Raw genomic sequence first — 13,853 nt, forward strand, 5'->3', positions numbered from 1 at the left:
TAGCGAATCTTTTTTAAAATAGCTAATTAAGATAGTACTTGAACTAATTTAGAACAGTCTATTACTAGGATCGTGGTTCACGCATTAGAAATGTAGCTATGAAAGCGATGCAAAAGCCTATGGGGATTATCAACAACGCACGATGGTAATCACTCGGTGAATAGACTCTAATTTGGTTTACTACTGTTCCTTGAAAATTAGCATCCAGCAACCAGCCAAATAAAGGTTGAAATACCGCATAGCCCCCTATTGCCATAAAGGATACAACACTTACTGAAGTGGCTGTTAAATTCTTTGGGTTACTGGCTGCAACTAAGGGGTAACTCAAAATCTGACTGCTGGAAAAAAAACCTAACGCAAAAAACAATGAAGCGATGGTTATTATAGAGAAACCTGGTACACAGATAATCGTAATCACTACTAACTGAGAAATAATTACTCCTAACATCATGAGCGGTATACGTTTTTGAATTTTATCAGAAACCCATCCTACAACTGGACCACCCACGATCGTTCCTACAAAAAGTAAGCTCGGCGCAAATGAAGCTTCTGTTACAGAAAAATGATCCGCTTGTTGTAAAAATAAACTTCCCCAAATAGCACCTAAAAGAGCAATCGGCAAATTTAATAAACAAACATAAAGTCCACATAAACTATTTTGTGGATTCAAATAGGCGAGTCGCCAACTTTTTAATAGGCCTAACTTAGAAAGTTCTTGATGAGATTTTTTTTGTTCCTGATGTAAGTTAGCTGGATAATCTTGAACAACACTAAAAATTATTAAAAAAATAATAACACCTAAACTTGCATCAAAAAATAAAGCATGGCGCCAACCTACTAGTTCGACTAATACAGTTAAAGGTGTTTGTGCTATCAGACCTCCAAACATAGCCATCGTTACAATTAAGCCGCTTACTAATGCCATATTTTTTGCCGGAAACCAACGCGACGCAAGTCGAATACTACTTAAAAAACAAAAAGCGCTACCAATACCACTCATAAAACGGAATATCGATGCCCAGATAAATGAACTTGTGATTGCAAAAGCGACAATACCAATAATACAAAGAAACAACGAAGATAGAATAATTTTACGTGTCGAAAACCTATCTAACAAAGTACCCGCAATAGGTAAAAATAATAAATTGGCGTAAAAATAATAAGCGGATAGTTTACCCAATCCAGTTGCATTTAGAGAAAATGCATGCATCAAATCTGCACTAATTGCATTGAACATATTCAATTGAATAAATTCATAGAAAAAAAACAATGCCGCCGAAAAACAAACTATCCATGGCAATTTTTTATCCATTACCGAAACACTCTCGTTAAACGCTGAAGTCAGCATAGGTTATTCTCGCGAGTAAAAGGTTGGCAATAGGTTTCACGTAAACAAAATGCAGCAATTAGGCTGACTATAAAAGCTATCGGCATAATAGACATACCATATAGAAAATTACTAGCTGAATAATAAGGTATTCCTTGTGAGAAAGTTTGATCCCAACGCAGATCAATCAACCATCCAAATAAAGGTTGGAATACAGCTCCTCCACCCATGATTAGAATTGAAGCTAAACTGGTTGATGTCCCCGTCAAATATCTAGGATTACTTTCAGCAATCAAAGGGTAGCTAATAATTTGGGTACTTGTAAAAAACCCTAATAATAAAAATAAAATAAGCAAGCTATAAAAGTGCAATATGGGTATAAACATAATAGCTATTAAAACAAACAGTGAAAGCATAGCACCGATAATCATCAACAATCTTCGTCTACCAATAAAGTCAGAGAACCAACCGACTAAAGGTGAACCAATAATAGTGCCTAAAAAGATCATGGTAGCCACTAAAGAAGCTTGAGTTTTTTCAAGATGGTGTACTTGTGTTAAGTACAATGTCCCCCATAATGCGCCCAACAAAATTATGGGTAAATTTAAAAGACACGTGTATATTCCTGCTAAAGTATTTTGCTTATTCCGCAAGGATAAATTGATACTTTTCATTATCGAAATAGGCTTAGCAGCTACATCCTCGACCATTTTCTGAGATAGTTGATGCTTCGGATAATCATAGACAAAGAGATAAATCAATAACGTAATAAATACGCCTAATCCAGCATTTATCAATACTGCCTTTCGCCATCCTAAAGCATGTACTACGAGTGCAAAAGGGGTTTGCGCCACTATTCCTCCAGCCACCGCAATAGTAATGATAATTCCAATAATTAAAGCTAACCTCTGTGAAGGAAACCAACGCGTTGCTAATTTAATACAGCTCAAAAAGCAAAAAGCGTTACCAATACCGGCTATAAAATGACTAAAAGCCGCTATCTCAAAAGACTGGCTAAAAGCAAACAGCAGAGTCGAAAGAACCACCATAATCATGGCGCTAAGTATAATAATACGGATAGAAAAGCGATCGACTAAGATTCCAGCAAATAATAAAAAAATAACATCTGCATAGAAATAAGTCGCAGATAAGAAACCTAATTGGCCCGCATTTATTGAAAAATCATGCATTAACTCTTGGCTAATCGAGTTAAACATCCCCAGCTGGATGAACTCGTAAAAGAAAAATAGCGCGGCAGAGAGGCAAACTAGCCAGGGCTGAATCTTAGAAAAACTTAGATAGTCACATATTCGTTTTAAGGTAGTTATGGCCATTAATGCCTCAAATAGAGAGTAGACTTGCAAACTTCCGTCTTTTATTTTTAGGGACTATTTGGGAGGGGTAGTCTATAGCAAACCAGGCCTATTGTCCAAGCAAAACCAATCAAGTCAGGGAGTATTAAAGGCTTTTTGATAGTCCGTTTTCGAAATAGCCCTCAACATCATTTGTTTCTTTTGGTACCCCAGAAGATGGCCCGAAGAAAGCACAATTACTCAGCTTCATCAATGAAGCTAAAGATTTCTTAGTCGCTTCTACTCTCGCCTCAACGAGTACCCTATCATCCTCTTGCATACAGTTACTAACGTAAGAATTTATAAAGCAAGCGATACTAGCAATCCTTGAGACGCATGAGTCTGTAAACACCAATGCTGCATTACCCAAAGCATTTACTATTAGCGCAGAAAACTCTACTATTTTCCACAAATAATACGCTATATCTTTCGGTAAATCAGAACTAGGGTTAGAGCTACTTTTGAATAAACTATTACACCAAGCAAGCGCAGTGATTAATGTAAACGGTAGATCGCCAATAATTGCAGCTAAAGTTATTCCATCCGCAGCAACCCAACCTAATAAACTAGCCAAAGTAGATGTACCGATAAAATCAAGATAACCCAAACCAAAAAAGGCAACACCCATAACACATACTTTAAAAACATAGCCTAAACCTTTAGCAGCATTCAGATTATGCCATTTTTCTTTAACATCTAGTTTAATTTCTTGCCATGAGAACTGGGATTGTAACACTCCTATAAATGTTCTAAACATCACTATAGTTAAACCAATTAACAACGCACTAGCCAATATACTCAATAAAACAGCTGACAAATGCGGGCATGCTACAATTAATGCTGGACAAATAACTGCTATCATTTTTGTCCCTTCAAGGTAAGTAATAGCTGCTGTTGCAATTCCTACCGATATGGAAAAAAAACCAGCGGGGAAAAGTAAAAATTTCTTACTCCTCGATAATTGGAGACGCTTACCTTGTTGATCGATAAATTTAGCCACCGCACCATTTCTGCAAAGATCTTGCAAAAATGGTGAAATATGCTGTGAGAAAAGCTGAAAATTGGATCTAGTACCCGCAAAGAAAATTAACAGGCTTAGAGGAATCACTAATCCAAGTGGCCAACTAAAACCGATTAGTAATACAAAGATAGCGCCGCCTGTACTTAGTCCACAAGCTAATGCTGAAATGAATTCTATGCCAACGCCACATCCATAGAAAAGTTTGTCAGTCCAGACAGAAAAACGAGAAATTAATTTAGTCGCCTCTGAAAAATTCTCTTCAATATTTTCAGGAGTAGAATTAAATTTTTTATATTTTAGAAATATATTTATAGCATTTATTAAGGATTTTTTTTTGAATTTCCTATTTCCATTTGATTCAATACTAGGTTGTTCAAATGACTCAAGCAAATTTTTGATAAATTCTTTTTCTTCAGCATCATTAGCACTTGCAGCGGCTTGCTTAAACTGTAGCAAAATTTCATAAACTAATTTAAATAAGCCCAGATGTATCGATCTTCTAGTAGATTTAGGTATATTTTTTTTAAACTTCAATAGCTGACGTTTTTTTCTATATTCATCATCAGTATTAATCCAAGTTTCTTCAGGATCAGCCCAAACTTGAATAAAACAGAGAAGTTTAAATAAACTTAACAATTCTTGTTGGGAAACCAATTCCCTTTTGCTTTCATTATTTTGAATGTCTTTAATGATATGTTGCCGAAATTGAAGCTTTTCATCTATCTCTTTATCTTGAACGCTCTTGTCAAAAGTTAAATATGCCGCTCGACCGGATGAATACAGATTTTTAATAAACTGTTCAGGATATATAAACGAGGCTTTATTTTCAGTTGCCATAAAATTCTCTATTGAGCAAAAACAAGCTCATTACCTAGTGATACCATTGCCTTAATGATTTATTCTAAGTAGGTAAAATTAAGAGAATATTAAAAAGACTGAATATATCAAATCACTCCTGAATAAAAGCCTAATGCAGATATTTAAAGGATTTTTAGAGATAAGACTATAAAAGATCTGAAAGGAAATTAGTTAGGCTAACCATCTGTTAATTTAAAGTGTTTTCTGCACACTGAAACATAACGTTCATTTCCGCCTATCTCTATTTGTTTACCTTCTGTTATTTTATGATTTTCAGAATCAAATCTGATATTCATAATCGCTTTACGTCCACAATAACAGACGGTCTTTATCTCGTTGATCTCATCAGCCCAGATCAATAAATAGAGACTACCTTCAAAAGGCCCTGCACGAAAATCACTACGCAATCCATAACATAAAACTGGAATATTTAAACGATCAACAATAACAGTCAATTGTAATACTTGCTTTTTTGTCAAAAATTGAGCTTCATCGATTAAAACACATTTCAATTTCCGTTTTTGGCTTAAATAGGATTCTACATGATCGAATAAATTATCTTTTGGGGTGAATAAATTCGCCTCTGCGTTTAAACCAATTCGTGAATTTATACAGCCCAATTTATATCGATCATCGATGGCTGGAGCAAACAATAATGTTTGCATACCTCGTTCTTGATAATTATAGCTAGCTTGTAACAAAGCCGTGCTTTTGCCTGCGTTCATAGCGGAATAGTAAAAATAAAGCTTGGCCATAATGGAAAATAAATAAATCAAGGTATAGGTTATAATACCTGGAACTATTGCAAATGGGGAGAATCTTTATGGCACTAACGCATTCAAGCATGCTTGCATTAGGCACCAAAGCAACCGATTTTAAACTAATGGATACAATTACCGGAAAATCATATCGTTTATTAAAAGAGGCTAAGGATTCGAAAGCCACGGTTATTATGTTTATTTGCAATCATTGCCCCTATGTCAAGCATGTCATCCATGAGCTCGTCCAGCTCGCCAAAGACTTCCAAGCAAAAAGCATCTCCTTTGTAGCCATTAGCGCTAATGATGCCGTAAATTACCCAGAAGATGCGCCTGAAAAAATGACTCAGCTAGCTAAACAACTAAGTTTTAGCTTCCCCTATCTGTATGATGAAACCCAATCGACTGCTAAGGTCTATCAAGCAGCTTGTACACCCGATTTTTTTATCTTCGATAAAGATTTTTTCTGTGTATATCGTGGTCAATTAGACGGTTCTAGACCTGGCAATAAAATCCCTGTAACTGGTAAAGATATTCGTTCCGCTTTAGATAATATTCTTCAAGGAAAACCTCTGAATCCACTACAAATTCCTAGTATGGGCTGTAATATTAAATGGAAATAAAGACTTAAGCTTTGAGTGTTATTGTCTTTGGCGCAATGTCTTCTACTCGAATAGTTTTTGGTAACTGAAATAGGCTTTTACCTTTAGTAACATGACTTAGTAAAAGATTATTTTTCTCTTGATTTTCCTCCAATTTCTTCATGTTTTCTAGAGTTTTGTCAAGTAACTTAAAAAATTCTTGCATTAATGGCTCAATGTTTTCGTTTAATGTAGATATCATTTTCGATAAATCTATGAACGTCTCAGGCCTCTTTAATAATTCAGCTATTTGTTTTCTTGATTTTGGAAAAAAAATATTATTTTGGCTTCCATAAAAATTAGTTAAATCTTTTGTATTTCCAATTTTTGCATCTTTCAATATAGATTGAATCAAAAATAAAGTATCTACGCATTCAATATTTTTTTTGATACCCCCTGACGCTCTATTCTCAATGGGAAACTCATTAATATCAAAAAGTCTAACAATTTGTGTAAATTTATAATTTACTATATAGAGAAGAAGTTGCTCAGATAATTTTTTCTTAAATGACACTGATACTAAAAACAAAGGATTCATTCTATAACTAAGAAAATGCCACCATTTTACTTTTAAAATAAATTTGTTATGAATTCTTTCAAATAACATTCTATCTAGATTAGATACGTCAAATTTTGATGCTAAAAACTCTAAATTATTTATATTATTAATAAAAAAACTAATACTAAAAAAGTTTAAAATTAATTCTTTCATTTTAATTAAAAATGATTTAAATAAAGAAATATTAGTTCGCTTATTGGGATATCCATCTAAACGTACTTGAAAAAAATAATTATCTAAATACTTTTTAATTGATTTTTTTTGAAGGTTTAAAAAATTTTCGATAGACAAATCTAATTTCAGTTTATTAATTTTTTCTATCACTGAATTTTCAGCTAAGTTTTTTATACATACATCTGAAATTTGATAAGCCCTATCGAAATTATTTTCATCCAATTTCAATTTTTTTTCTTCAATTAAGCAAATCATCTTTTCTAAATAATTAGCAATAGACTTCTTACTAAAAGTCCTACTAAAATTGTCTATCTCTATATAAAAATTTTTAAATAAATCGTAGTTTATACCCCATTCACAATAAAAATTTTTGATATCGTCGAGCATGGGTATTAAAGTGTAAATATTATCTGAGACAATCTGAGCTTTTTTCATTAATTTTTCCAGATTTGAATAATTAATAGTTAGCAAAAAATTGTCTAGATACTTATTTTTTATATCTGAAAACTTTGGAAGTTGAAAAAAAACTTTAGATTCCTTATATACAGAAAGTGTTATATTAGGATCTTGAATTTTAAAATCATAAATCTTTTTACGAATTGCTTCTTTAAATTCTTCTAACGCAATGGATTGAAAAATAATTTCAATGCTGCGTTCATATTGAAATCCAATTTTCTCCTTAGACAAGATACTCCTGAGTATTACTGCTTCACGTATGTCTTTAGTTAGTTGAGTCTCATTATCATAACGAGAAATTATTTTATGATACATTTGATTAATGTTGATATGAGTATTTGCTTGGTTAACAATTTCATTCCTGCAAATTTTTCTTTTTTTATTAGCAACAAAACCTTTTCCTTTGGCATCAAATTCAATTATTTGAGGTTTAACTCTTCTACGTAATCCTATTTTTTTAATTTTAGATGTATTTTTTATCATAAAATTTTCTAATTCAGATTTATCATTCTCATCGGCAGTGTAAATATATTTTTTAAGGCTTGAGATGAATGTTAGTATTTCTTCATTAGGCAGATGATTAAAGTTATTTATAATAAAATTCAAATAACCTTCTATTAGAATTTGTTTTTCTCTGCTAAATTTGCTTTTAAAATAAAAATATACTGTGTCTATTATGACTGCTAAAATAGCAATATCGGTGCGAAGTAGAGACTCAGATTTAAATTGCTTAATCCAATTCGCTATTTGTTGTAAGTTTTCAGAAGAGTCTTTCTTTTCTAGCCTATCAATAATTTTTTTATTTTTTTCTAATATTTTATCAATTATTATAGCGTTATTGACGGGCTCTTCAGTTTCAATTGTCATTTCAGTTCTCATTATTTATTTTTTTATTATAATTTATTTGTCTCGATTTTTAGCTTAACTTACTCCATTAAAGGTAAAAATTAACGCGTTAAAATCGATGTTAGGCTACGAAAAAATTGACAGGAAATTTCATGATCAAAAACAGCTGAAACATCCGCTTTAAAAAGATGGACTTGTGTTACTAAGTGCAACGACAAGGTTTGCCTTTTCATTTAAGCTAATGACATAAGATAAACAACGTTGTTCGGCCCAGATCCTAGCTAAATTCATTTTATCCATCCAAAGTCAATGTACAACGCTAAAACTTAACAAACCTCTTTTCCGAAAATTATTCATTATTTTTAATAGTTTTACTTTATTTTCAAGTAAATGGTAGATTACATGCAACGAGTAGGTCTAGGCAATCCCGCTAACTTACTTGCTTGTTTAAGTATTCCTTTTGGAAATAGATTATTAAGATAAATACTGCAGGCTTTTTCAGGACCTAGCTGTACCGCTAATTGATTAACCAAAATTCTGATCGGGGGAGTTTTATGATATTGCTGATAGAAATTGCGCAAAAAATAGATAACATGCCAATGATCTTTGATAAGCGTCAGTGCCTCATCTTTGGCAATTTTAATGGCTACTTCCTCATGCCAATCAGCCGAATGAACCAAATATCCGAATTGATCCGTTAATATTTCCTCACCATTAACTATTAAACCTATCAATGTAACCACCTGCTGCTAAGACAATGCAACAAAATACTTTCTTAAAAGTTGAGATGAAGCTATTTTTTAAGCAGCCTTTCTTACTCTCTCTATTTACGAACCTCTTTAAAAGATAGTTGAGAAGCTTTTTCCGATCCAGCTAAATTGAACAAGAATTAAACTCTATAGGTATATCCCAGCCATCCATTAACAGCAACCTTGGTTACCTAACGAGTTTATTTTATCTCAGTCATTATAAAAGACTGAAATAAATTAATCTCGATTGCCACTGAATGCACCGAGTAAGTTCAATAAACTTAAAAAGATATTATAGAGTGATACATAAAGCGTCACAGTTGCCATGATGTAGTTAGTTTCACCTCCATGGATAATTTGACTGGTCTGAAACAAAATGATACCTGATGATAGTAATATGAAGACCGCTGATAAGGTGAGCATTAAAATAGGTATATGAAAGAATAATGTACCGATACTAGCCAGAAAAGCGACTATCATTCCAACCATCAAAAAACTTGCCATGAAACTAAAATCTTTTTTAGTTGTTAAAGCATATGCTGATAGAGAAAAAAAGATAAGGCCAGTAGCTCCCAGTGACATCATGATTAATTCATGTCCATTGGTAAACCCATGGATATAATGATTTAAAATAGGACCCAGCGTATACCCCATAAATCCAGTTAAGCCAAACACAGACACCAAACCCCAAGAGCTATTTCGAGTAAAATTGGTTAAAAACAATAGGCCAAAATAACCAATAAGTGTAACAAAGGGATTTAAGGGTGGGGCATTCGTAAACAAGGCCATACCAGCGGTTATTGCGCTAAAAACCAGCGTTAACCCTAGCAAAATGTAAGTATTGCGTAAGATTGTATTAGTAGCTAAAACAGATTCTAAGCTAGGGTTTAATAGTATTTTACTAGAAGCCATATTACTTCCCTCGTATAAAAATTTACCCATTCTACCATAAGCTATTTTACGCTGAAAGACGAAGCAGGCTAATTTTCCTAGGTATAATTCACTCCCATAAAGGGTACCTCTCCAAGGTAATCGGCATTTGAAAAAAAAGATGGGCTAGGGTGGAAAATGCAGGTGTATAATCGGAAACATAAAACTTCTTTTTCGGAGTGTTAGATGAAACAGCAAGGAGTTTGCGTTCTTTTAGTAGGTTTTTTACCACTTCAGCAACGATATCAGTTGAATCGACAATAACGGTTGCGTCGCCATAAAATTGTTTGATCTGCTGCTTAATTAACGGGTAGTGTGTACATCCTAAAACTAAGGCATCAAGGTTATGAAGAGATGATTCTTTCAGATAGGTTTTAATTGCATCCGTCATAATAGTTTGGTCAATAAAACCTTCCTCTATCAGCGGCACCAGCAAAGGCGTTGCCAGTGTATTTAATCGAATATCAATACCCAATTCATCTAATTTTTTTCTATAGATATTTGAATTAATGGTTTGTTTAGTACCAATTAAACCTATTGTTTTATCGATATAATTTTTTGCTAAATAGTCAATCATGGGGGCAATCACATCAGCTACGATCGCCTTGCGACCTACATACTCTTTAACTAGCTCATAAGCAACCGCTGAGGCTGAATTACAAGCAATCAATATAAGCTTGCAATTTTGCTTAAGCAACATATCACAAATTTTAATAGAATAGGCTTGTATGGCTGCAGCAGACTTGTCACCCCAAGGTGCGTGGGCTGTATCGCCAAAATAAATGATAGACTCATCGGGTAACAGCTTAGTGACGGCATGAGCAACAGTTAACCCCCCAATACCGCTATCAAATATGCCAATAGGTTGTGAATAATTAGAAGACATATTGATGATAATTTAATGAATTAATAAGGTAATACCTAATATAAAAAGAAATAATGCAAAAAACCTTCGCAAAATATTCCCTGCAATGCGCTTACCCAATCCTGTCCCTATGGGAACAAAAAGCACACTCCCTATCGATATCCCTAATACCGCAGGCCAATAGACAAACCCAACGCTACCAGAGGGCAGATTATTAGCATGCAAGCCGGTTAAAGTAAAAGTTATAGCGCCTAAAATTGCAAGTAACAATACACATGCTGAAGAAGTCGCAATCGCATGATGAGTTGACATCCCCAAACGTAAAAAAACCGGAACTGAAATTGCTCCTCCACCAAGACCTAACAATCCAGAAATAATACCAATAAAAAAACCTATAGACCATTTCTTTATCGTATTTAATAGAATAATTTCTTTTTTTATACTAGGACTCCTATGAAAATAGAGTTTGAAGGCTACTGAAAAAAGAAATAAGCTAAATAATAATTTTAATGTTTGTGTAGATAACAATAGTGCTAATAAAGCCCCCGTTATTATACCGACAACCATTCCTGGAACTAATTGTCGAAATAAAAGCCAATTAATAGAAAAACTGCGCTGCTGATGATAGACGGCAATCAACGAGGTAAAGATAATGGATGTTAATGCAGTACTCGTTGCCATATGCATTTGTAAATGTTCAGGAATATTTGCATGTGCAAAAATCGCAAGCAATCCAGGAACTAAAACGGTTCCGCCACCAATACCCAGGAGACCTGCTAAAAAACCAGCTAATAAGCCTATGGATACATATAATAAAAAAAACATTTAAGAACCAAAAATTAGTAAATTTACTAATTGTAAAAAAATTAAGTCTTCATGATTTTAAAATTAGCAAACTAAAGACTGCGTACAAGGATATTTTTTTTGTCCTTGTTCAACTTGTAAAGTAATATGCTGGATATGAAATTCTTTATTTAAATCTCGATTGATCTTTAAATATTCCTCATCTGATAAACCCCCTTCGGGCATAATCAAATGTGCAGTCAATGCTGTTTCTTGTGTGCTTAATCCCCAAATATGTAAATCATGAACCTCCTGAACTCCGGGCAATTTTTTTAAATAAGTATAGACTGCTTTCTGATTTACTCCATAAGGAACCGCACCTAAGATTAACTCTACTGAACGTCTTAGTAAATTCCAACTACCCCAAGTGATAATACTAACAACTAACAATCCTACTATCGGATCTATCCATAGCCATCCGGTAAAATAAATAGCGACCCCTGCTAGCACAACACCTAAAGCAATAAGTGCATCATAAGCCAAGTGTAAAAAAGCCCCTTTAATATTCAGATCGGTAGCACTTTGTCTCATAAATAATAAAGCTGTTCCTCCGTTGATTAAGATTCCAATAAAGGCAACAGCCATCACAATAACTTCATTAATTTCTTTTGGATGATTAAGCCTATTAATCGATTCATACACGATTAACGCTGAGGTTAATACAAGTAATAAAGCATTAGCTAATGCTGCTAAAATGGTTAATTTTTTATAACCATAACTATAACGTTGAGTTGCGCGCCTTTTGACTAAAACACTGGCCCCCCAGGACATCAATAAACCTAAAACATCTCCAAAATTATGCACGGCATCTGACAATAAGCTAACTGAATGGGCAATAAATCCATAAACTACCTCTGTTAATAAAAAGCCTGCATTTAGTAAAATCGCAATAGCAAAACTTATATTTAAAGTAACAAAAGTAGGATGATGATGAGTATGTGACATAAAATCTACCCTTTTACGACTTCAATATTTTTATCACTGGGCATAATAAAATGAAATGTCTGCGAGGATAGATGTGGATTTAATTCAATTTTCGAAAAATTTATCACTGTTTGTTGATCTAACTTATCGATCAAACGCATTTCACGTAAGTAATTTTTTTGGAAAATCAATGTAATTGATTGAAATAATGCATTTTTATTTTTTGGAAATAAAGTAAAGCCTTGAACATTCATTAAAGGATTAATTATAAACTGTTGGGTTAAATTTTTAGGTGAATCGCTTAATAATGCCGCAGGAGAATCTGCATCGACTGATTTTTGTTTTTGAATGGTTATTTGTTGTAAATCAATATCATAAAACCAAATGCGCTGCCCATCTGCGATTAATAATTGCCTGCTAGGTCGTATAACTTCCCAGCGAAAACGACCCGGTCGTTGTATAGTCATCTTGCCACTCACTTGCTGCAAAACCTGTCCCCTAGCATTCATCACTGTTTGTGTAAAATCAGCCCGAAAGGTTTGTAAATTATTTAATAACTGACTTAGTTGATCTTCAGCTAGCACTTGGTTAGTGACTAAGCAAAGTATAAGTGTTAAAAAAAACAGTTTGAATAGGTTTAAAAATTTCATAAAAAGATATAGATAAAAATTTTAATCGCGTAAATTCATTATGATTTTACATTTATTTGAGCATTATATATCTATTATGCGACTAGATGCGAATTGGTAAAAAAGCTTTGCTCAGCTAACCTTGTTGCTCATACTTAAGTAAAGGAGGAAGTATTTTCCATTTTAATTAAAATCGACCAATCAATGCAAATGCAATCTAAATCGTTTTGCGACAGATAGGGAACAAAACTGAAAAAAGGTACATCTATAGATTGCTTTAAATATAACCCATTTTCTTCGTGAAATAACATATCAGGATCAATTTGATTACATATACAGGCTACAATAGGAATATTTCTTTTTCTCAAGATTTCATAAGTTAAAAGGGCATGATTCAAACAGCCTAAACGCAGGCCCACGACAAGGATGACGGGCAAATTTAAGGCTTGCAATAAATCAAGCATCGTTTCAGTGTTATTTAAAGGGACAGCGCCCCCCCCTAGTCCTTCAATAACACAATAATCTGCTTTATAAGTTAATGCAGGATGGAATGATTGCATAATTTTAGCAAGACTTAGTTGGCAAGCTTGTTGTTCCGCTGCAATATGTGGTGCTACCGCTAGCCTGAAACAAAAAGGATTAACGTGCTCATAGGGAAGATAAATGGTTGCTGCTTTTTGCAGAGCAGTTGCATCAGAGTTTCGTAATCCAAGTTTGCTGAGTTTCGCTCCGCTGGAAACTGGTTTTAAACCGATAGTGGAATAGCCATTCGCTTTTAAAAAAGATAATAAATTAACGGCGATAGTTGTTTTGCCCACATTAGTATCTGTACCTAAAATAAAAAAACCTTTATTTTGCATTAGCTTATATTTTTTAATGAAAAATCTACTTTACACCTATGTTGATAATAAAGCCGATTTA

At 33.5% G+C, this 13,853-nt stretch carries 13 protein-coding genes; 1 reads left to right on the forward strand and 12 read right to left on the reverse strand.

Annotated features, from left to right (window positions below):
• Positions 1 to 64 precede the first annotated feature (64 nt).
• From ACICP9_RS06660 to ACICP9_RS06675, 4 genes are all read right to left on the reverse strand, one after another.
• Positions 65 to 1,348 carry an MFS transporter gene (locus tag ACICP9_RS06660; protein ID WP_395497752.1) on the reverse strand — a complete coding sequence of 428 codons (1,284 nt, stop codon included), beginning with the start codon at positions 1,346 to 1,348 and terminating at the stop codon, positions 65 to 67.
• Positions 1,342 to 2,544 (reverse strand): MFS transporter, encoded by a 1,203-nt coding sequence (locus ACICP9_RS06665; protein WP_245756790.1) that lies wholly within the window; start codon positions 2,542 to 2,544, stop codon positions 1,342 to 1,344. Before ACICP9_RS06665 ends, ACICP9_RS06660 begins: the two co-directional genes overlap by 7 nt.
• 241 nt (positions 2,545 to 2,785) lie before the next feature.
• Positions 2,786 to 4,537, reverse strand: coding sequence for a hypothetical protein (locus ACICP9_RS06670; protein WP_395497754.1), 1,752 nt, complete (start codon positions 4,535 to 4,537; stop codon positions 2,786 to 2,788).
• A 197-nt stretch (positions 4,538 to 4,734) separates the two neighbouring features.
• Positions 4,735 to 5,313 carry a thymidine kinase gene (locus ACICP9_RS06675; RefSeq protein ID WP_395497756.1) on the reverse strand — a complete coding sequence of 193 codons (579 nt, stop codon included), beginning with the start codon at positions 5,311 to 5,313 and terminating at the stop codon, positions 4,735 to 4,737.
• Positions 5,314 to 5,381: 68 nt separating this feature from the next.
• On the opposite strand from ACICP9_RS06675, the gene ACICP9_RS06680 reads away from it, so the two are divergent.
• Positions 5,382 to 5,939 (forward strand): thioredoxin family protein, encoded by a 558-nt coding sequence (locus tag ACICP9_RS06680; RefSeq protein ID WP_395497758.1) that lies wholly within the window; start codon positions 5,382 to 5,384, stop codon positions 5,937 to 5,939.
• A gap of 4 nt (positions 5,940 to 5,943) precedes the next feature.
• Here the strand turns inward: ACICP9_RS06680 and ACICP9_RS06685 are convergent, their stop codons facing one another.
• The 8 genes from ACICP9_RS06685 to bioD all read right to left on the reverse strand — a co-directional run bounded on the left by ACICP9_RS06685 (position 5,944) and on the right by bioD (position 13,792).
• On the reverse strand, positions 5,944 to 8,013 hold the full coding sequence (locus tag ACICP9_RS06685; RefSeq protein ID WP_395497760.1) for a hypothetical protein: 2,070 nt from the start codon (positions 8,011 to 8,013) through the stop codon (positions 5,944 to 5,946).
• A 377-nt stretch (positions 8,014 to 8,390) separates the two neighbouring features.
• Positions 8,391 to 8,735 carry a TusE/DsrC/DsvC family sulfur relay protein gene (locus tag ACICP9_RS06690; protein ID WP_395497762.1) on the reverse strand — a complete coding sequence of 115 codons (345 nt, stop codon included), beginning with the start codon at positions 8,733 to 8,735 and terminating at the stop codon, positions 8,391 to 8,393.
• Positions 8,736 to 8,978: 243 nt separating this feature from the next.
• A complete protein-coding gene (locus ACICP9_RS06695; RefSeq protein WP_395497764.1) occupies positions 8,979 to 9,653 on the reverse strand; it encodes a Bax inhibitor-1/YccA family protein in 675 nt (224 codons plus the stop codon).
• An 88-nt stretch (positions 9,654 to 9,741) separates the two neighbouring features.
• The gene (gene murI, locus ACICP9_RS06700) at positions 9,742 to 10,557 is read right to left on the reverse strand and encodes a glutamate racemase (protein WP_071662895.1); all 816 of its coding nucleotides are present in this window, start codon (positions 10,555 to 10,557) and stop codon (positions 9,742 to 9,744) included.
• 12 nt (positions 10,558 to 10,569) lie between these two features.
• Positions 10,570 to 11,361: a sulfite exporter TauE/SafE family protein gene (locus ACICP9_RS06705; protein WP_071662896.1), complete on the reverse strand. Its 792-nt coding sequence runs from the start codon at positions 11,359 to 11,361 to the stop codon at positions 10,570 to 10,572.
• A gap of 63 nt (positions 11,362 to 11,424) precedes the next feature.
• Positions 11,425 to 12,324, reverse strand: a complete 900-nt coding sequence (locus tag ACICP9_RS06710; protein ID WP_395497766.1) for a cation diffusion facilitator family transporter — start codon at positions 12,322 to 12,324, stop codon at positions 11,425 to 11,427.
• 5 nt (positions 12,325 to 12,329) lie between these two features.
• Positions 12,330 to 12,953, reverse strand: coding sequence for an outer membrane lipoprotein chaperone LolA (lolA, locus tag ACICP9_RS06715; RefSeq protein WP_395497768.1), 624 nt, complete (start codon positions 12,951 to 12,953; stop codon positions 12,330 to 12,332).
• A 134-nt stretch (positions 12,954 to 13,087) separates the two neighbouring features.
• Positions 13,088 to 13,792, reverse strand: a complete 705-nt coding sequence (gene bioD / locus ACICP9_RS06720; RefSeq protein ID WP_395497770.1) for a dethiobiotin synthase — start codon at positions 13,790 to 13,792, stop codon at positions 13,088 to 13,090.
• Positions 13,793 to 13,853 lie beyond the last annotated feature (61 nt).

It is taken from the genome of Rickettsiella endosymbiont of Litargus connexus, from assembly GCF_964277335.1.
GTDB lineage: Bacteria > Pseudomonadota > Gammaproteobacteria > Diplorickettsiales > Diplorickettsiaceae > Aquirickettsiella > Aquirickettsiella isopodorum.

What these genes read in the sequence shown, in the direction of transcription:
- ACICP9_RS06660 (WP_395497752.1), bottom strand. Translation starts at nt 1,348, where the DNA reads ATGCTGACTTCAGCGTTTAACGAGAGTGTTTCGGTAATGGATAAAAAA.
- bioD (WP_395497770.1), bottom strand. Translation starts at nt 13,792, where the DNA reads ATGCAAAATAAAGGTTTTTTTATTTTAGGTACAGATACTAATGTGGGC.
- murI (WP_071662895.1), bottom strand. Translation starts at nt 10,557, where the DNA reads ATGTCTTCTAATTATTCACAACCTATTGGCATATTTGATAGCGGTATT.
- ACICP9_RS06670 (WP_395497754.1), bottom strand. Translation starts at nt 4,537, where the DNA reads ATGGCAACTGAAAATAAAGCCTCGTTTATATATCCTGAACAGTTTATT.
- ACICP9_RS06705 (WP_071662896.1), bottom strand. Translation starts at nt 11,361, where the DNA reads ATGTTTTTTTTATTATATGTATCCATAGGCTTATTAGCTGGTTTTTTA.
- ACICP9_RS06675 (WP_395497756.1), bottom strand. Translation starts at nt 5,313, where the DNA reads ATGGCCAAGCTTTATTTTTACTATTCCGCTATGAACGCAGGCAAAAGC.
- ACICP9_RS06695 (WP_395497764.1), bottom strand. Translation starts at nt 9,653, where the DNA reads ATGGCTTCTAGTAAAATACTATTAAACCCTAGCTTAGAATCTGTTTTA.
- ACICP9_RS06665 (WP_245756790.1), bottom strand. Translation starts at nt 2,544, where the DNA reads ATGTTTAACTCGATTAGCCAAGAGTTAATGCATGATTTTTCAATAAAT.
- lolA (WP_395497768.1), bottom strand. Translation starts at nt 12,953, where the DNA reads ATGAAATTTTTAAACCTATTCAAACTGTTTTTTTTAACACTTATACTT.
- ACICP9_RS06710 (WP_395497766.1), bottom strand. Translation starts at nt 12,324, where the DNA reads ATGTCACATACTCATCATCATCCTACTTTTGTTACTTTAAATATAAGT.
- ACICP9_RS06680 (WP_395497758.1), top strand. Translation starts at nt 5,382, where the DNA reads ATGGCACTAACGCATTCAAGCATGCTTGCATTAGGCACCAAAGCAACC.
- ACICP9_RS06685 (WP_395497760.1), bottom strand. Translation starts at nt 8,013, where the DNA reads ATGACAATTGAAACTGAAGAGCCCGTCAATAACGCTATAATAATTGAT.